General features: G+C 61.3%; 17 protein-coding genes and 1 tRNA gene. 8 read left to right on the forward strand and 10 right to left on the reverse strand.

Annotation, left to right across the window (positions count from 1 at the left end):
• From BQ8482_RS32895 to BQ8482_RS32920, 5 genes are all read right to left on the reverse strand, one after another.
• The gene (locus tag BQ8482_RS32895) at positions 1–876 is read right to left on the reverse strand and encodes a carbohydrate ABC transporter permease (RefSeq protein ID WP_123151345.1); all 876 of its coding nucleotides are present in this window, start codon (positions 874–876) and stop codon (positions 1–3) included.
• A 1-nt stretch (position 877) separates the two neighbouring features.
• Positions 878–1,945, reverse strand: a complete 1,068-nt coding sequence (locus tag BQ8482_RS32900) for a carbohydrate ABC transporter permease (protein ID WP_123151347.1) — start codon at positions 1,943–1,945, stop codon at positions 878–880.
• Between the two features lie 69 nt (positions 1,946–2,014).
• On the reverse strand, positions 2,015–3,277 hold the full coding sequence (locus tag BQ8482_RS32905; protein ID WP_123151349.1) for an ABC transporter substrate-binding protein: 1,263 nt from the start codon (positions 3,275–3,277) through the stop codon (positions 2,015–2,017).
• Between the two features lie 454 nt (positions 3,278–3,731).
• Positions 3,732–3,806, reverse strand: a tRNA-Val gene (locus BQ8482_RS32915).
• Between the two features lie 126 nt (positions 3,807–3,932).
• Entirely contained in the window at positions 3,933–4,616 is a 684-nt protein-coding gene (locus tag BQ8482_RS32920; protein WP_123151353.1) for a phosphoglycolate phosphatase, read from the reverse strand.
• Between the two features lie 147 nt (positions 4,617–4,763).
• Between BQ8482_RS32920 and rpiA the strand changes: the two genes are divergently transcribed.
• From rpiA to gor, 3 genes are all read left to right on the forward strand, one after another.
• On the forward strand, positions 4,764–5,492 hold the full coding sequence (rpiA, locus tag BQ8482_RS32925) for a ribose-5-phosphate isomerase RpiA (protein ID WP_123151354.1): 729 nt from the start codon (positions 4,764–4,766) through the stop codon (positions 5,490–5,492).
• Entirely contained in the window at positions 5,479–6,054 is a 576-nt protein-coding gene (locus tag BQ8482_RS32930) for a DUF2059 domain-containing protein (RefSeq protein ID WP_123151356.1), read from the forward strand. Before rpiA ends, BQ8482_RS32930 begins: the two co-directional genes overlap by 14 nt.
• Positions 6,055–6,206: 152 nt before the next feature.
• Entirely contained in the window at positions 6,207–7,595 is a 1,389-nt protein-coding gene (gene gor, locus BQ8482_RS32935) for a glutathione-disulfide reductase (RefSeq protein ID WP_123151358.1), read from the forward strand.
• Between the two features lie 157 nt (positions 7,596–7,752).
• Here gor and BQ8482_RS32940 read toward each other — a convergent pair whose 3' ends face one another.
• From BQ8482_RS32940 to BQ8482_RS32950, 3 genes are all read right to left on the reverse strand, one after another.
• A complete protein-coding gene (locus tag BQ8482_RS32940; protein ID WP_165848813.1) occupies positions 7,753–9,639 on the reverse strand; it encodes an ABC transporter ATP-binding protein/permease in 1,887 nt (628 codons plus the stop codon).
• A gap of 502 nt (positions 9,640–10,141) precedes the next feature.
• Positions 10,142–10,822 carry a DsbA family oxidoreductase gene (locus tag BQ8482_RS32945; RefSeq protein WP_123151511.1) on the reverse strand — a complete coding sequence of 227 codons (681 nt, stop codon included), beginning with the start codon at positions 10,820–10,822 and terminating at the stop codon, positions 10,142–10,144.
• Between the two features lie 23 nt (positions 10,823–10,845).
• Positions 10,846–12,666 carry an extracellular solute-binding protein gene (locus BQ8482_RS32950; protein WP_123151360.1) on the reverse strand — a complete coding sequence of 607 codons (1,821 nt, stop codon included), beginning with the start codon at positions 12,664–12,666 and terminating at the stop codon, positions 10,846–10,848.
• Positions 12,667–12,897: 231 nt separating this feature from the next.
• On the opposite strand from BQ8482_RS32950, the gene BQ8482_RS32955 reads away from it, so the two are divergent.
• Positions 12,898–13,527 (forward strand): invasion associated locus B family protein, encoded by a 630-nt coding sequence (locus tag BQ8482_RS32955; RefSeq protein ID WP_095493006.1) that lies wholly within the window; start codon positions 12,898–12,900, stop codon positions 13,525–13,527.
• A 123-nt stretch (positions 13,528–13,650) separates the two neighbouring features.
• Here BQ8482_RS32955 and hspQ read toward each other — a convergent pair whose 3' ends face one another.
• Both hspQ and BQ8482_RS32965 read right to left on the reverse strand, forming a co-directional pair.
• A complete protein-coding gene (hspQ, locus tag BQ8482_RS32960; RefSeq protein WP_029352484.1) occupies positions 13,651–13,974 on the reverse strand; it encodes a heat shock protein HspQ in 324 nt (107 codons plus the stop codon).
• Positions 13,975–14,202: 228 nt separating this feature from the next.
• Positions 14,203–15,414 (reverse strand): UbiH/UbiF family hydroxylase, encoded by a 1,212-nt coding sequence (locus BQ8482_RS32965; RefSeq protein ID WP_123151363.1) that lies wholly within the window; start codon positions 15,412–15,414, stop codon positions 14,203–14,205.
• A gap of 104 nt (positions 15,415–15,518) precedes the next feature.
• Between BQ8482_RS32965 and BQ8482_RS32970 the strand changes: the two genes are divergently transcribed.
• The 4 genes from BQ8482_RS32970 to BQ8482_RS32985 are packed head-to-tail and all read left to right on the forward strand — an operon-like array spanning position 15,519 to position 18,858.
• The gene (locus tag BQ8482_RS32970; RefSeq protein WP_165848814.1) at positions 15,519–16,415 is read left to right on the forward strand and encodes a DUF2182 domain-containing protein; all 897 of its coding nucleotides are present in this window, start codon (positions 15,519–15,521) and stop codon (positions 16,413–16,415) included.
• 12 nt (positions 16,416–16,427) lie between these two features.
• On the forward strand, positions 16,428–17,042 hold the full coding sequence (locus tag BQ8482_RS32975; protein WP_123151365.1) for a DUF1326 domain-containing protein: 615 nt from the start codon (positions 16,428–16,430) through the stop codon (positions 17,040–17,042).
• Positions 17,043–17,077: 35 nt separating this feature from the next.
• Positions 17,078–17,845, forward strand: a complete 768-nt coding sequence (pcsA, locus tag BQ8482_RS32980) for a phosphatidylcholine synthase (RefSeq protein WP_246684285.1) — start codon at positions 17,078–17,080, stop codon at positions 17,843–17,845.
• A gap of 35 nt (positions 17,846–17,880) precedes the next feature.
• Complete coding sequence (locus BQ8482_RS32985) at positions 17,881–18,858, forward strand: quinone oxidoreductase family protein (protein ID WP_123151367.1); 978 nt, start codon at positions 17,881–17,883, stop codon at positions 18,856–18,858.
• Positions 18,859–18,867: the final 9 nt, after the last annotated feature.

An 18,867-nucleotide genomic window follows, 5' to 3' on the forward strand; every position in this document is an offset into this window, starting at 1 on the left:
TCAGCCCTTCACACCGGTCGAGGCGATCGATGCGATGAAGGCGCGCTGCAGGAAGAGATAGAAGATCAGCACCGGGACGGTGATAAGGGTGAGATAGGCCATGACTTCGCCCCAGGCGACGTTGAGTTGAAAGAAGTAGCCGAGACCGACCATGACCGGGCGGTAGTTTTCCTGCTGCACGACGATGAGCGGCCAGAGATATTGGTTGTACATCACGAGGAACTTCAGGATGGCGGCAGTCGCCAGAACCGGCCCTGAAAGCGGCATGACAACGCGACAGTAGACCTGCCACCAGCTCGCGCCCTCCACCCGGCTTGCCTCGATCAGCTCGCCCGGCAGTCCTTTGAAATACTGCACGAACAGGAAGATCGTCAGCCCATCGGCGATCCAGGGGATGATCTGTACCCTGTAGGTGTTGAGCCAGCCCCAGTGCAGCCCATCAAGCCCGATCCAGGGCAGTTTCGAGACCAGGAGCAGGAGCGGGATAGCGATGGTCTCGAAAGGGATGATCAGCGTGGCGATGACGATCGAGAGCACCACGTCGCGCCCCTTCCACCGCAGGAAAGCGAAGGAGAATGCGGCCAGCGAACAGATCAACAATGAGAGAAGGACGGTCGCCCCGGTGACCAGAACCGAGTTTAGGACGAACAGGCCGACAGGCGCCCGCCGGAACGCTCCGAAATAGTTGTTGAGGCTGATGTCCCCGACGGGCAGGAAAGCACGCAGGCTGGAGGTGTCCGCGAGGAGCTGACTGTCGGGCTTGAAGCTCGAGTTGATCATGAACACGAGCGGAAAGATGAAGATCAAGGCAATCAGGCACAGCACCAGATAGCGGACGAAGAGCCTCAGGCCGTAATTGTCAGGATTGAAGGCCATCTTAACGCTCCCGTGTCAGCCAGCGCTGAGTGAGTGAGATCGCCAGCACGATCGCGAACAGGATGACCGAGATGGTCGAGCCGCCGGAGATGTCCTGCTTGCCGTAGCCGCGCTCGACCGCCTGGAAGACGAGGGTCTGGGTGCTGTCGAGCGGACCGCCATTGGTCATCACGTCGATCTGGGCGAAAAGCGCGAAGCCCTGCATGGTGATCACGACAAGGACAAGCACGGCGGTGTTGCGCAGGCCCGGCCAGGTGACATAGCGGAAGGTCTGCCATATCGAAGCCCCCTCGATGGCGGCGGCCTCGTAGAGCGTCGGGCTGATCGTCTGCAACCCGGCCAGCCAGATGACCATATGGAAGCCGACGGCCTGCCAGATCGACATGGCCATGACTGCGGGCAGCGCGGTCGAGGGATTGCCGAGCCAGTCGACGGGCGGGAAGAGGCCGAAGGTGAGGGCCTGGAGGATGCTGTTCAACAGCCCGTTCTGGCCGTCATAGATGAACCGCCAAAGGAGCGAGACCACGACGATGGAGACCACCACCGGCATGAAGTAGATGGTCCGGAACAGGTTGATGCCCCTGACCTTGTGGTTGATCAGCAAAGCAAGCATCAGCGCGAGGCTGCCCTGCACCGGCGCCACGACCAGGACGAACAGGAAGGTGTTTACCAGCGCCTTCATGAACACAACGTCGCTGGCGATGACGATCATGACGTTCTCGCCGGACTGCCAGCGAAACCACTCGCGCATGCCGCGATACTGAGGATAGTCGTCGCTACGGGTGATCGCACGCAGGCGCGGATACTGGATTTCGCCGGCCTCGTTTCGGATCATTTCGCCAGCATCGTTGCGCTCTGGCTCAAGGGTCACCACCGCAAGGCCCAGGAGCTGCTGATAGTTTTCCAACCCGACGAACTGGGTGGGGTTCGGCGACAGCAGCCGCTGATTTGTCAATGACAGACCGATCGCGAAGAAAAACGGCAGGACGATGAATGTAAAGATGAGTGCGAAGCCCGGCAGGGCGAATGTCCAGCCCGCCCGGTTCGACAGGGTTAGTTTCGACGCCATTTGCCGTATCCGCCCAGCAAGCCAAAGAGGGTGGAGTCCGCGGCTGGCGAGGACCCCGGCGCGACAGATCTAGCGGTGGCCGTAGCCACCATTGCTTTCGATGTCGGCGTCGATCTCGTCGACCGCCGCGTCAAGCGTGTCGGCCACGTCGGCACCATTGGCGATATCGGCCAATGACTTGGTGAAGACCTTGGCCTGGACCACGTAACCCGGGGTGACCGGGCGCACCAGAGCTTGTGCTTTGGAGAGGTCGAAGAACACCGCGAGCGGGCCGCCATCCTTGTAGTTCTTCGTCATCTGCGCCGCCGAGGGCGTCGGCGGGATCAGGCCGATGCCGTCGGAGAAGGCGGCCAGGTACTTGTCCTGCGCGGCGAACTTGATGAACTCGGCAGAGCCTTCCGGATGCTTGGACTTGGCCGAGACGCCGAATTGCCAGGATCCCGCGCCGATCTTGTTGCCGGCGCCGAAATCGGGGGCTGGAAGGAAGACAACGTCATCCACGGCTTCCATCGTTGCCACCGCGCGCCAATTGCCGTTCCACTGGAAGGCGAACTTGCCGCCGATGAAACCGGTCTGCTGATCGGCCGGGTCCTCACTGGTGCCCGGCGCATAGCCTCCGGTGAATAATGATTGCCACCACTTGCCAAAGGCCTGCGCAGCCTCGCCGTTCAGCGCGCCTTCCGCGGTCTTGTAGGTCGAACGGTCGACAATGTCGCCGCCGAAGCTCTGCAGGAACGGCGAGAAGGCATAGGAGTACCACTCGGCCTGGTCGTTCATGCCGAGATCAAGGGCGAATTCATATTTGCCGGAGGCCTTGGCGGCATCGAGCGCGGCCATGAATTCCTCTCTCGACCAGGGCTTGTCGAGGGTCGGGGTGCGCAAGCCCAATTCATCCAGCGTCGATTGGCGTGCAAAAAGCGCCACCGCCGCCTCCCACAGACCGACCGAATAGAGCTTGCCATCCCACACGCCTTTGGTGCCGGGCAGGAAGTCGGCGAACTCGCTCTCGTCGATCGGCAGCGGCTGCAGATAGCCGGCCCAGGCCCAATTGGGCATGACGGGCCCGTCCACATCCAGGATGTCGGGCAGGTTGCCCGCCAGGGCCGCCGCCGCAACGGAATCGTTGTAGCTCTTCTCGGGGAAGCTCTCGATGGTCACCGTCCAGTCGGACTGGCTGGTGTTGAAGTCGGAGATGATCTGGTTGAGGATTCGCGACTCCACCTCATTGCCGGCGCCGTGATACCACATGGTCAACTTGGTCTGCGCCAGCGCCGGCACACACAGACAGGTCGACGCGATCACCACACCGGCAAGGTGTTTTGTCAGGTTCATCGGTTATTCCTCCCTTTTGACTTTAAGGTCGCTGGCTGGATCCAGGGTCATCCCCGAGGCCGCCATGACAGCGGGCTGGGAAGCCAGGGCTCAGTTTCGGGTCGGCCGCTACGGGCCCTTGATGGGGTCCAGCAATGTTCGCGGAAGCCGGACGCATTTGCAATTGCGCAGTTTCATCTGGTCGGAGCAGGAGGTCGACGGCGATTCCCCTCGTCAGTTCGCGGGCCACTGAGATAGCAGTTCACCTAGGACGATTTTATCGTCCGTCAACTTTCTCCCGGCCGCGTTCAATGTGCAGCTTGAGCGATTCCAAGGGTAGACAGCGCTTAGTGATGTGTACCCAGCTGCCTGGCGAATCGCATGAACCGGGTCATGGCAAACCTGGCCATGAGGCGGAAGTTCGAAGCGTAGGCGGCTGCGAAGCGGATGGTAGCTTTGTACCGGAAGCGGGTATTGGTGGGCGATGCAGGGATTGAACCTGCGACCCCACCCGTGTGAAGGGTGTGCTCTCCCGCTGAGCTAATCGCCCGCTCGTTGCCCGAAGGCCAAGCGCGCCGCGATATAAGGGAGGCCGGCCGGGGAAGTCAAGGCGATGTCCGGGCGTTCCGACGAAGACCGAATGCAACTCCGCCGGGAGCGACCCGGTCGCCGTCGTTCAGTGCCCCGCAGCGGCAATCAGGCGTTCGGCCAGACCAAGCGTCAGCGCATCGAAATGCGAGATCACCGCCGACGGTTCGAATTCGCGCACATGGCGGTCGGTGTAGCCGAAATCGACCGCCACCACGGGAATGCCCGCGGCTTTCGCCGTATCGATGTCGGTCTGCGAATCACCCACCATCAGCGCGCGGTGCGGATCGCCGCCGGCCAGCACGATGGTTTCGGTCAGATGGCGCGGGTCGGGCTTGCGGAACGAAAACGTGTCCTGACCGCAAATCGCCGCGAAATGCTTCGCCAGGCCGAGCGCCTCGATCAGCGCCACCGAGTTGGCTTCGTACTTGTTCGTGCAGACGGCCAGGAGATAGCCGGCTGCTTCGAATCGGGCGATCGTCTCGACGACGCCGGGGTAGGGGCGCGATTTGCCCGGGATGTTGTCGGTGTAGTGATCAAGGAACAGCTTTAGCAATCGGTCGTGTTCCTCCACTGCCAGCGATCTTTGCTGCGCGGCATGCGCGCGCTCGATCATCACCCGCCCGCCATGGCCGACGAAACGCTTGAAGCCGGCCTCGTCGACGGCTACCAGTTCGCTGGCGGCAAGGCTGTGGTTGAGGCTGTCGAGCAGGTCTGGCGCTGTATCGATCAGCGTCCCGTCGAGGTCGAACACGATGATCGGTCGGGTCATGGCCTGTCCTGTGACGATTGCGCTGCCGGCAGGCGATAGCCGCTTCAGCCCATCCAGGCAAGCAGTGCTTGGTCAATCCACAGGGCAAAGTCTTTGACCGGACGGGCAAAGATGCTAGGAGCGCCGATACAAATTTTGGGGCGCGACATGGATGCGAGACAATTGAAGGTCGAAGCCGCACGGGCAGCGCTCGCCCATGTGAGCGACGGCATGCGGCTCGGCATCGGCACCGGCTCGACGGCCGAAGAGTTCGTTCGGCTGCTCGCCGAAAAGGTCGCCACCGGCCTCACCATTATCGGCGTGCCGACCTCGGAGCGCACCGCCATCCTTTGCGGCGAGCTTGGCGTGCCGCTGTCGACGCTGGAAAAAACGCCCGAACTCGACCTTACCATCGATGGCGCCGACGAGATCGATCCGGCGCTGACATTGATCAAGGGCGGCGGCGGTGCGCTGCTACGCGAAAAGATCGTAGCGGCGGCTTCCGCTCGGATGATCGTCATTGCCGACCGTTCGAAGATGGTCGAGACGCTCGGCCGTTTTCCACTGCCCATCGAGGTCAACCCGTTCGGCCTGCGTGCCACGGAAATCGCGGTCGCCGCGGCGGCCGAAAGGCTCGGCCTTTCCGGTCCCGTCACATTGAGGATGACGGGGGGGCAGCCTTTTGTTACAGACGGCGGCCACTTTATCCTCGATGCATCTTTTGGCCGCATTCCGGATACAAGAGCGCTTTCGAATGCTCTCCATGCCATTCCGGGCGTGGTCGAGCATGGTCTTTTCATCGGGCTGGCATCAGCGGCCATCATAGCCGGCGACGGCATCCAAACCGTCCATGCCGCCCGAAAACCAGGGAGTTCTATCGATCATGACGTTGCATAACCGGGTTCGCCGTTTTTCTGCCATTCTGGCAGCTTCAGCCGTCTTTGCGTTTTCATCGCCGGCGTTCTCGCAGGACGTCACCGACGGGCATCTGAAGGCGGCCCGCGCCGCCGTCGCGGCGATCCACGCGACGGACCCGTTCGACAACATCCTGCCGCAAGCCGCCGCCGCGCTTCAGCAGCAGCTTATCCAAAAGAACCCGGATATGCAGGAACTGATCGGCAGGACCATCAGCGAAAAGGCGCTGGCGCTGGCCTCGCGTCGCGCCGATCTGGAGAAGGAAGCAGCCATGGCCTACGCCAAGGTATTTTCCGAAAAAGAGCTTACCGAAATCGCCGCTTTCTACAATTCCGATTCCGGCAAGAAGCTGCTCGACAGCGGCCCGGCCGTGACACGTGACCTGCTCAAAGCGGCCGACATCTGGCAGAACGGCGTCGCTCGCGATCTCGCCCAGCAGGTCGGCGAAACGCTGGCCGCGGCAGCGAAGGCCGCCGCGCCGGCCGCACCGGCGAACGCCGCGGCTCCTGCGGCTGGTACGGAGCCGGAAGCACCGAAGAACTGAGCATATTTCCCGGCGGCGTTATCGCTGCTGGACCGGAAAGCCCGGCGTCCGTTGCGCGTCCGACAGCATGCGCAGCGTGGTGGTCCGGGCTTTTCTTTCGGTGGTTTGCAGCCTACCTGTCTCAAACATTTTGAAGGGCAAGGAGCCGCACCATGGCCGGTTACGACTACGATCTTTTCGTCATCGGCGGCGGCTCCGGCGGGGTGAGGGCGGCGCGCATGGCGGCGGCACTCGGCAAGCGCGTCGGCATTGCCGAGGAATACCGTTTTGGCGGCACCTGCGTCATTCGCGGCTGCGTGCCGAAGAAGCTCTATGTCTATGCCTCGCAATTTCCCGAACATTTTGCCGACGCCGCAGGTTATGGCTGGACCGTGCCGCAGGCGAGCTTCGACTGGCAGACATTGGTTGCCAACAAGGATCGCGAGATCAGCCGGCTGGAAGCCATCTACAGGAAGAATGTCCAAGGTGCCGGCGGCGAGACGTTTCAGTCGCGCGCCATGCTGGTCGATCCGCATGTGGTGCATCTTCTCGGCGACGACCGCACCGTCACCGCCGACCAGATTCTCATCGCCACCGGCGGCCGCCCAGCGCCGCACCCGGCTCTGCCCGGCCACGAGCACTGCATCTTTTCCAACGAGGCCTTCGACCTCAAGGAATTACCGAACGCGATCATGATCGAGGGCGGCGGCTATATTGCCGTCGAATTCGCCAACATCTTTCACGGCCTCGGCGTCGACACAACGCTGGTCTATCGCGGCAAGGAGATTCTCTCGCGCTTCGATATGGATCTCAGGCGCATGCTGCACGAGACGATGGAAAAGAAGGGGATAAAAATCCTCTGCCATGCCGTATCCGAATGGATCAGGAAGCGCCCGGACGGTCGCCTCGATGCTGTCGTCACCGGCGGCAAGATACTGACGGTCGATCAGGTCATGCTCGCCATCGGGCGTCTTCCCAATACCGAAAACATGGGTCTTGAGGGCGTCGGCATCGAGATGACCAAGACCGGCGCTATCAATGTCGACCAATATTCGCGCACCAACATCGACAACATCTGGGCGATCGGCGACGTCACCAACCGCGTGCAATTGACGCCGGTGGCGATCCACGAGGCGATGTGTTTCGTCGAGACCGCCTTCAAGGGCAACCCGACCGCGCCCGACCATGATACAATCGCCACCGCGGTCTTTTCGCAGCCCGAGATCGGCACGGTCGGCCTGTCGGAAGACGAGGCGATAAAACGTTTTTCCGATATTGAGATCTACCGCGCCACCTTCCGGCCGATGCGGCACACGCTGTCGGGCCGCGACGAAAAAATGCTGATGAAGCTGGTGGTCGACGGCGCCTCGAAAAAAGTGCTCGGCGCCCATATCCTTGGGCCGGATGCCGGCGAGATGGCGCAGCTTCTCGGCATTCCGCTGAAGGCGGGGCTGACCAAGGATGATTTCGATCGCACGATGGCCGTGCATCCGACCGCAGCGGAAGAACTCGTCACCATGTACAAGCCGACCTACCGGGTGAAGGACGGCGAGCGCGTCTGACGTTTTGCTTTCGCCCGGACGGAACAGCCGCCGATGTCCTCAAGCTCCTCGAAACACTGCCAACCTGGGGGCGAGCCGGTGATCCGCCCCGACACTGCCGGCTGCAGCGGGCAGGGCAGGATCACCAGCGACACTGGGCAGCGATGTTGTGTCGCCGCTATTTCTGCCTGATGCGGCGAGGGAAGCGCAGCCATCTTTCCTCGACCGGCCTTGGGTGCTCGAGGATGGTGGTGAGCTCGACCGGCAGGCTCGGCGCCAGCGGCTTTTTGGTCGCGACGCCATCCGCGATGGCAACGATGCTGTGGTAGAATTCGGCGCCTGAAAGCGACCTTGGCGGCACGGCCTCGTGCATGATCGAGATCACCGTGACGTCTGGACAATTGTCCTTGATTGCCTGATGGAAGGCGATCTTCCCTTCGGGGTCGAGCGCGCCGGTCGCTTCGTCGAGAAACAGCAGCCCAGGCTGCTGCAGCACGATACGAGCGACAACCAGCTTCTGTTTCTGGCCGCCCGAAAGCACCTGGTCCCAGTTCATGCCCTCGCGGCTTTCATCGGCCATGTGTTCGATGAAATCGCCAAGGCCCGCTCTGTGCAAAGCCGATGCAACCTGCGTGTCGGTGTAATCGCGCTCTGAGCCGGGCAGGCAGACCAGTTGCTTCAGCGAGACCTGCTGCAGCTTGACCTCCTGGGCGGCATAGAAACTTTCGACCCCTTCCGGGAAGACTATGGTACCGCGGCCATAGGGCCACAAGCCGTTGATTGCCTTGATCAGCGATGTCTTGCCGCAACCCGATTCGCCCTTCAGGAACGTCCACTCACCGCGTCGGAAACGCAAATTCGCAGCGCTCAGGAAGGGCGTGGCGTCCTCGCCCTGATGGGTCAGCTCGAGCTTCTGGATGGTCAAGCCGAAAACCGGGTTCTGGCGATCATAGCGGAAATCGGAGCAGCCGGTGAGACTGTAGAATTCCTGCGGGTGCTGGACGTTTTCGATCGCGTTGGCGAGTTCGGTCACGCGTTGGCTGTTGGCCCGCAGAGCCGCAATGGAAGGCATGACATGGATGAACCACGAACACTGACTGATCAGCGAGTTGACCATCTCGGAGCCGGTTATGTAGCCCTTGAGATCGAAACGGTTGTGGATGTAGGGCACGAGGCCCGGCCCGTAGGCGACAATGCGGGCGCCGATGAAATTGTAGACCAGCTCGAACGAACGGTAGCTGGTGTTGACGATGTTCAGCCGCGCCCAAGTGCGGTCGATGTCGACATAAAGCCGGTCGTGCATCGTCTTTTGCACGTTCTCGCCCTGTGATGCGGCGACGTGGAAACTGCGACGCAGGAACGTCGTCAACTCGCCGCGATAACTGCCTTCGGACTGCTGCATCCGGATGTTGAGCCGCTCCAGCAGTCTGCCGAGCTTCACCGCGATCCAGGTGTTCAGCGGCACGTATATGGCGACCGCCAGGAAAGCCAAGACCGCGCTGCCATAGCTGCCGAGGAACTCCAGCCCTTTCACCTCCGCCGAGGTTTCAAGCAGTTTCCGGCCGACGAAATAAAGCGATGTGGCGACAGCCATGACCCCCATGGCGAGGCCGATGGCTCCGCCGGTCATGTCCTTGATCGATTCCTGGACGCGCTGGTCGATGTTGTCGGGAGCAGCAGTGCCGGACGAACCATGCTGGGCATGGAAGTGCGTGTGATTGGTGTCGAGAAGCGCTTCGTTGAAACGGCTGTCCAGCCAACCGCGCCATTTGCGATGCAGCGTTGCGGAAACAAAGGTGCGGATGCCGGTAAAGCCCGCGTCCTTGAGCACGACAAGAAGGATGAGCATGCCGGCATTGGTGAGCAGCGATGCGAGCGGCGTGGTGTTCGCGGCATCGTGGTAAAAGGCGATCGAGTTGACCAGTTCCCCGGATGCTTCGGCGAACCAGACGCCGGCTTTGCTGGAGAGCGCGGTAAACAGCGCGATGACCAGCGTCAGCGTCCAGGCCTCCACCCAGCGGTCCGAGAACCAGTAGGCCCGCATCAGTCCCCAGAAGCTGCGCATCGAGGAAACCGGTGTCAGGAGCGGCGGCCTTGCGGCACCGCGGAGCCATTTTTCCGATATTGAATGTCGCTCTGGTCTACCGACCCGAATCACAATCCCGCCCAAACCTCTTTTAGTTTTGTTACAGACAGTAACACCAATTGATCATTTTCCATTATCTTTTCTCGGTCTGTGGAGGATTGAACCCCTAGCCGTTGCCATTAAGCAACAGCGGCAGCGCCATGCGGTGTCGTTCTCGAAGCAGATTATCTCTATAATTTCAATTAGTTGGTGGTTCATGCGGGCGGGCGCCAGCACCTTCCCCAAGGGAAAGCTTTTTGCACAGTTTTGTTAAGCAAGAGCGTGGTCGATCAGCCGATTTTTATGTCGCGGAAGACGAACGGACGCAAAGACGAGTCGTCATCTTTGTTGCCATATCGACCCTGGCGGCAGCCGGAAATGTGACCGGAGGGCGTTCGCTGCTGTGGCAATGTCGCCAAACGCGCCTATGGAATGGCGTCTATCAGTTCGCTTTCTCCAACTCGCCCCGCGCCTTGGCCGCCGCAACCTGGCGAATGGCGTCGGTGAGCGTGTCGGCGTCCTGCGCGCCCATCACCGCATACTTGCCCTCAAGCAGGAAGCACGGCACGCCCGTGATACCCATGCGCGAAGCGGTGGCGATTTCGGTGCGCACCGCCTCGACATCGGCGTCAGTCGGCAAAAGCGTCTCGACCACGGATGCATCCATGCCGGCCTCGCGGGCGGCGTTGATCAGAACGGCATGATCGCCGAGATTGGCGCCTTCCTCGAAATTCAATTGGAACAGACGTCGCACCAGCCGGTTCTGCATGACCTCGCCGGCGGCACCAGCCCAGCGGATGACGCGGTGCGCGTCCAGCGTGTTGGGCGCGACCTTGATGGCGGCGAAGGCGAAGTTGATCCCCTCGGCTTCGCCCAGTGGCTCGATGCGGGCGTGGATCTCGCGGACGCGTTCGTCGCTGCCGAACTTGGCCACCATGTATTCGCGGCGATCCTTGCCTTCAGGCGGGATGGTCGGGTCGAGCTGGAACGGCCGCCAGCGTATGTGCACGTCGACATCGCTTGCCGCGGCGATCGCCTTGTCGAGCCGCTTCTGGCCGATGAAGCACCACGGACAGACGACGTCGGAGACCACATCGACGGTAATCGACTTCTCGTCGCTCATCTTGATCTCCTGTTCCGAAGAGGTCACTTCGGCTTGCGCCACCATGTCGGCAGTCTATAGCCGGATATGGGAGTCTTTCGCGGATGTTCCAGATAGCTCCAGTAGGCGAGCCATTGCTGCGTGTTGTGCTGCATCGGAACCATGTAGTGGCCGGAGATCAGCAACCTGTCGAGGACCCGGACGGCGGCAACATAATCTTCGCGGCTGCGGGCGTCGAGCATCGCCTCTAGTGCGGCATCTATCGCCGGATCGGCGACGCCGGCAAGGTTGAATGACCCTTCGGCATTGGCGGCAGCTGATCCCCAGCGCCCGAACTGCTCAATGCCCGGCGACAGCGAGTTCTCGAAGCCGCTGGCGCCGATCAGCACATCGAAATCGAAACGTTGCTTGCGCGACTGGATTTGGTCGCCGTCAAGGCTGCGGATGGTGACAGCGATGCCGATCTTCGCCAGCGTGCGCTGGTAGATGGCGGCAAGGCGCTCCTCGTTCTGCGAGGCGGTCAGGATCTCGAAGCCGAAGGGTTTCCCCTCGGGATCGAGCATCACTCCATCCTGCAAGGTATAGCCCGCGCCCTTCAATATGTCGAAGGCAGCTTTCAGCACCTTGCGGTCCTGGCCCGAGCCGTCGGTGACGGGTGGCCGCCAGGTGCCGTCCATGACATCGGCTGGCACACGACCCGGGTAGGGTGCCAGAAGCGCCTTTTCCCTGTCGTCGGCCGGATGGCCGAGCGCGGAAAGCTCGGAATTCTGCCAATAGCTCATGGTGCGCATGTACTTGCCGCCAAACAAGTTCTTGTTGGCCCATTCGAAGTCGTAGAGCATGCCGAGCGCGCGTCGAACGACCGGATTGGAAAACTTCTGCAGCCGTGTGTTGAACAGGAACCCCGTCACCACTGGCGGGATGCCGGTGTCGAACGTTTCGGCAATCACGTCGCCCTTGTGGAAGGCCGGGAAGTCGAGATCGCGCTCGCGCTTTACCGGATCGCTGTCGTCGTCGATGGCGCAGATGCCTTTCTTGAAAGCTTCCAGCTTGGCGTTGGCATTGAGGAAATATTCGATGGTGATCTGGTCGTAATTGTCGAAACCGCGCTTGGCGGGGATGTCCTTGCCCCAATAATATGGGTTGCGCTTGAACACGATGCGCTGGCCAGGCGCCACGTTCGCCACGGTGTACGGGCCGCTGCCGATCACAGGTTTCAGCGTGGTTCTGTCGAAGGTCTCCTTGTCGAAAGCGTGCTTCGGTACGATTGGCGTCATCGCGATAACCAACGGAGTCTCGCGGTTGGCCTTGTCATTGAATGTAAAGCGCACGCTGCGGTCGCCGATTTTTTCGAGTTTGGCGACCATGCTCATACGGGCGCTGTAGGGTGGCCGGCCTTTCTCGGTAAAGACGTCGTAAGTGAACAGCACGTCTTCCGCAGTCACCGGTTGGCCATCAGACCACTTGGCGCTCGGATCGAGGTGGAATTCGATGCTCTTGCGCTCCGGATCCATGTCGGCAGTGTCGGCAAGCAGGCCGTAAAGACTGAAGGCTTCATCGTCATTGCGCTGCATCAACGGCTCGAAGACGAGATTGCCGAAGATCCTATCGATCATGCCGCGCGCCGTCGTGCGCAGGCTTTTCAGGATGAACGGGTTGAGATTGTCGAAGCTGCCGACGACGCAATAGGTGATGCTGCCGCCCTTCGGCGCATCGGGATTGACGTAGTTGAAATGCGTATAGTCGGCAGGCAGCGCTGGCTCGCCTTGCATGGCGATCGCGTGTTTCGGCTCCGATACAGCTGGCTGAAGCGAAAGTGTGATAGACGAGATCGCGGCGATCAGCCAAACAAGAACGCGGCCCATGACCGTCTCCTTACCGGGTCGGCTTGATGATTCGGAGCGCACCCTAGCATGAGCCGGCCGCCTCCCGGTCAATCACGCGTTCAAGAATTGCGAGTATCGGGCTGGATTCGGCACCGCTGGCGGTGTAACACGCCGTCCGAGTCATTCTGTTGCCTCATTTCGGCAACAGGTAGCTGGACCACACGGCGCGAAGAAGCCGGTCCTGGGATCATTTGAGAGGAAGTTCACGATATGACGAGCCTGAACAGCAACGCGTACCGCCTGTCGGTCCTGGCCGCTGGCGTGGTCGGCTTTCTGGGCGCACAACTTCCAGCAGCTCTTGCGCAGCAGCAACAGCAGATTCCGCAGGGTTGGTTCAAAGCCTGCACCAAGCAGGAAGACGTCGACATTTGCAATGTCCAGAACATCACCACTGCCGGTAACGGCCAGCTCGTCACCGGCGTCAGCCTGATCGAATTGAAGGGCAAGATAAACCGCAAGGTGTTCCAGGTGACGGTTCCGACCGGTCGCCTGGTTCCTCCCGGCATTGGCCTTCAGATCGATACCGGGAAGACGCAGAAGCTCGATTATGTGATCTGCTTCCCCGACCGCTGCGTGGCGGAAGTGCCGCTGACCGACCAGCTCGTCGCCTCCTTTAAGAAGGGTTCGAACCTGACGCTGACCTCGGTCAATTTCCAGAACCAGCCGAACCCGATCAAGATCGCGCTGACCGGCTTCAGCGGCGCCTTCGACGGGCCGCCGCTGCAGCAGTCGGACATCGAGGATCGGCAGAAGAAGCTTCAGGATTTCGTTGCCAAGAACAATCAGGACTTCGCCAAGAAGCTCAAGGAAGAGCAGGACAAGGCGAAGACCGCCAACTGATCGCCCCTCGGGGCAAATAAGACAATTTCTCAAGCCAACAAAAAAGCGGGGTCATGCCCCGCTTTTTTGTTCCGGCCGGCCATTTCTTGATCCCAATCCCATCAGGGCCCGCAATCCGTCAGGTCAATGTCTTGACTGGCGTCTCGGCTCGTAGCGGCCGTCCGGCCTCTTGTCGAACATCTCGCCGATCTCCGGATGCCGCACCGGTTCGCCAGACTGATCCTCGAGCAGGTTCTGCTCAGACACATAGGCGATGTATTCCGTTTCCGAATTCTCGGCGAGCAAATGGTAGAAGGGCTGGTCCTTGCGCGGCCGCACATCCGCGGGGATCGCCTCATACCATTCGTCGGTGTTGGCGAATTGCGGGTCGACATCAAAAATGATGCCGCGGAACGGAAACAGCCGGTGGCGAACCACCTGTCCGATCGAGAATTTGGCTGTTTTCATCATCGTACTCACCACTAAGTCCTAGGAGTGCCGCGCCCTTGGAATGCGCAAAGACTCTCTAAGACTTTGAATTTACGCATTACGCTTCAAAAAATCGAGCCCGACTTAGGGCTGATGCCTGACCCTCCTTGACGCAGACGCCGCATCAATTCAATGTCGAAGTGCCTGATCAATGCCGAAGCGCTTGACGGCACATCAAGCTACAGACCAGCCCGCGCGAGGGGCGTGCTACCGCCGGACTTGTTTCCTTAAGCCACCGGCGAGCGCGGTAAAACCACTGCCGGGCCGCAGCCCCTCGCGCATGAAAAAGGCGCGAAGCGGCGCGAAGCCGCCGAGCACGCCGAGGCCGGCGCTGCGCGCGATCTGTGCCGGCAGCATGTCCGAGAGCAGCGACTTGTTGAGCAGGTTGACCGCGCCGCTGCGTGCCAGAATGTCGGGCCGCCGCCTGAAATCGTAAGCCGCGAGTGCCTTGACGGCACCTGGATCGATTCTGTTTTCGCAAGCAATCCCAACAAGATCGTCGATATCCCTGATACCAAGGTTGAGACCTTGCGCGCCGATCGGCGGGAACACATGGGCGGCTTCGCCGACAAGTGCCACCCGGTTGCGCGCGAAGCACCGCGGCGACACGCCCGAAAGCGCGTAGATCTGCCGGCCGGGCTCGACAGACACCCGGCCCAGCATCGATTGCATCCGCTGTTCGACCCGCATCGAAAGCGTCGCGTCGTCCAGCGCCACAAGTTCCTTCGCGGTTTCCGGTTCTACCACCCAGACAAGGCTGGACCGGTTGCCGGGCAGGGGAACCTGGGTGAACGGGCCGGTCTCGGTGTGGAATTCGGTCGAGGTGAAAGCGTGGTCGCTGCGGTGGCCGAAATTGAGAACCAGTGCCGCCTGCGGATAGGACCGGGCGGATGTCGAGATGCCGGCAGCCTCGCGGGCCGGCGACAGACGCCCGTCGGCAGCGACCGCCAGCGATGCTGCAACCTCGCTGCCGTCAGACAGGATCGCATGGGCATGATCGGCGTCGAGGCGCCAGGTCGCCACCATCGATTTTCGCCATTCGATGCCTGAATGCGCGGCTACCGCCCCGGCAAGTGCGGGATTGAGCGCGCTGTTAGGTAAATTCAGCCCGAACTGCTGCTCGCCGATTTCGCTGGCGCGAAAAATGACCACCGGGCTGCGGATCAGCCGGTTGGTTGCATCGATGATGCGCATAACCTTCAGCGGTGCGGCTTTGGACCTCACCTCATCGAGGGCGCCCAACCGTCCGAGGATCTTCAGGGCTGGGTTCATCAAAGCCGTCGTTCGGCCGTCTTGGCCATTTGCCTCAGGTCCGACGAGCGTCACGGGAAAGCCGGCATCCGCGAAGCCAAGCGCTGCGATCAGCCCTGCCGGGCCACTGCCGGCGACCAATATCCGTGCTGTTTGCTGATGGTCCAAGTTCGCTTCCGGATTGTGATGCGAGGCGGTCGGTCCGACCTGATAAGCATATAGGTCAGATCATACGGCTTGATCAACGCGGCGATTCGGCCCATTCGATTGCCATGATCGGCCAAGACCATGATTTCAGCCATCTCGATCGTGTCGGCCGCGCCATGGCGAGCGTCTCGCGCAATCCCCGACTGGCGGTGAACATCACTTTGGGCGCAGGCGTCCTCCTGGCCTGGCTGCTTCTCGGCGCGATGGCGATTCGCGGCGCCGAAAGCCGGGTTCCGGGCATCGATGCACCCGGCGACATGATGCTCAGATATCTGCCGCAGCTGCCGCTGCCGGATTTTCTCGAGCGCTTCTTCACCCTTTGTCTTGCACCCGCGCCGCTCGACGGAGGCGTCGGCGCGCAGGCCGGAGCGCTCATCGTCATGTGGTTCCTGATGGCGATCGCCACCATGCTGCCCTCGGCGGCGCCGATGATCCGCACCTATTGCGAGATTGCCGATACTGCGCGGATCAAGGGCGAACCGGTCGTCCATCCGCTGGTCCTGGTCGCCGGTTACCTCAACGTGTGGTTGGCCGCGTCGGCAGTGTATGCGGCGCTGACGCTCATCGTCCACGCCTTCGCCTCACCTGTGCAGATGCTCGATCCGGTGGTCGGCGCGACCGGAGCAGTCGCGCTTTTGGTTGCCGGCCTCTACCAGTTCAGCGGCCTGAAGGAAGTCTGCCTGACGAAATGCAAAAACCCGTTCTCGATCCTGTTTTCGAACTGGAGCGCGAGGCCCGGCCGCATTTTCCGGCTCGGCGTGGAGCAGGGCGTCTGGTGCCTCGGCTGCTGCTGGGCGCTGATGCTGGTGATGTTCGTGGTCGGTGTGATGAACGTGTTCTGGATGGCGCTGATCGGCTTGTTCACCTTGATCGAAAAACAGACGGCGGGCAGGCTGCCAACCCGGATCGCCGGTGCGATACTGCTTGTCTGGGCAGCCGCCCTGCTAGTAATCTCGGCATAGGGAGAGAATTCGATGGCAGATCAAGACTGGGCAATGAAGGGAGAGCTGGTGCTCTCCTGCAATTGCACGGTTTTTTGCCCTTGCGTGCTGTCTCTCGGCAGTCATCCGCCGACCGAGGGCTATTGTCAGACCTGGGCGGGGTTCCGCATCGATGCCGGCCATTTCGGCGAGGTCGACCTGTCCGGCCTCAACCTTGGGCTGGTCATGGAAATCCCCGGCTATATGAGCCGCGGCAACTGGACCGCCGGACTGTTCATCGACAAGCGCGCCTCAGTCTACGCGGTAAAGGCGCTGACCAGGATTTTCACCGGCAAGGCTGGCGGAACCACCTCGCTGCTCTCCATCCTGGTCGGAAAGTTCCTCGGTGTCGAGCAAGCTCCGATAACCTATGAGACGCGCGACAGGACGCGGATCTTCCAGATTCCGAAGATCATCGATGGGGCGGTGACGCCGATTGTCGGCAAGGACCGCGACAAGGATACGGTGATCAGCAATTCAGAGTACTGGATCGCACCGGAAATCATTGTCGCCCGGTCCGACAAGAGCAAGATGCGGGCCTTCGGCCGCAACTGGAATTTTGCCGGCCGCTCGGCCGAAATCTGCAAGCTGGACTGGCGGGGCCCGTGAGCAAAAAAACAACGGCCAGGAAAATCACGGACAGGATTCCGAGGCCGAAGAAGAAAGTCACCTGGCCGCAGGCGCGCGCGTTTTCGGTCCATCTGCTGACCGCGTCGGGCTCGTTCCTGGCATTCCTGTCGCTGGTGGCGGCAAGCGAGCAGCGCTGGACGGCGATGTTCTGGTGGCTGGGACTGGCACTGTTCGTCGACGGTATCGACGGGCCGATCGCCAGGAAACTCGAGGTCAAGGAAATCCTGCCGACATGGTCGGGCGAGCTCCTCGACAACATCATCGACTACGTCACCTACGTGCTGATACCGGCCTTCGCGCTTTACCAGCGCGGCTTCATGGGTGAGGGCCTGTCGTTCCTGTCGGCGGCGATCATCGTCGTGTCGAGCGCGATCTACTATGCCGACACCGGCATGAAGACCAAGGAAAATTTCTTCAAGGGGTTTCCGGTGGTCTGGAACATGGTGGTGTTCACGCTGTTCGTCATCGATCCGGGACAATGGGTTTCCTTCGCCGTCGTGGTGGTGGCCGGCATTCTGACGTTTGTGCCGATCAATTTCATCCACCCGGTACGGGTGGTGCGGCTGCGCCCGATCAACCTTGGCATGACGCTGCTATGGTGCGCTTTTGGAGCGCTGGCGCTGGCGCAGGCAGCTCTTGCCGCCTTCTACGACCAGATCGGCGTCCTGGGCGAGCAGGTGAGTGTCTTCACCAAGATCGGCATCACGGTCACCGGACTTTACCTCGCATGCATCGGCGGTATCATGCAGCTCTTTCCAACGCTCGGCGCCAAGAAAACCTGATCCCAATAGAGTCTGGTCCCAAGAGAGCCTCATCAATGTCCAAAGCAATACGCATCCACGCCAATGGCGGTCCGGAGGTTCTGACCTATGAGGACACCGATCCGGGCCAACCCGGCTCGGGACAAATCCTGGTCAAGCATACGGCGGTCGGCCTCAATTTCATCGACGTCTATCATCGCTCCGGCCTTTATCCGCCGCCAGGCGGTTTCCCGCTGATCCCCGGCAGCGAGGCGGCCGGGGTGGTGGTGGAAGTGGGCGCGGATATCGACTGGCTGAAGCCGGGCGATCGCATCGCCTATGCCGTGACGACTGGCGCCTATGCCGAGCAGCGCGTGATCGCCGCCGACCGCGTGGTGAGAGTGCCGGACGGCATCAGCGACGAGCAGGCGGCCGCCATGATGCTGAAAGGGATGACGGCGGAGTATCTGCTGCGCCGTACCTTCAAAGTGAAGGCGGGCGACACGATCCTGTTTCACGCGGCGGCCGGGGGCGTCGGACTGATCCTCGGCCAATGGGCCAAGCACCTTGGCGCAACCGTGATCGGCACCGCCAGCTCCACCGACAAGATCGAGCTCGCCAAGGCGCATGGCTTCGACCATGTCATCAACTACCGCGAGCAGGACTTCGTCGCCGGCGTCCTCGCCATCACCGGCGGCAAGAAATGCGACGTCGTCTATGATTCGGTAGGCAACGACACCTTTCCGGCCTCGCTCGACTGCCTGAAGCCGCTCGGCATGTTCGCCAGCTTCGGTCAATCGTCAGGACCGATCCCGCCGTTCAGCTTGTCGTTGCTGGCCCAGAAAGGTTCGCTGTTCGCAACCCGTCCGACGCTGTTCGTCTACAATGCCAAGCGCGAAGATCTGGAGGCGTCCGCCGCCGCGCTGTTCGAAATCGTGCTCAGCGGCGCGGTCAAGATCAAGATCAACCAGCGCTACGCGCTCAAGGATGCCGGCAAGGCGCATTCCGACCTTGAAGGCCGCAGGACGACCGGGACAACCATTCTTATCCCCTGAGCCTTGCTA

The organism is Mesorhizobium delmotii (assembly GCF_900149755.1).
GTDB lineage: Bacteria > Pseudomonadota > Alphaproteobacteria > Rhizobiales > Rhizobiaceae > Mesorhizobium > Mesorhizobium delmotii.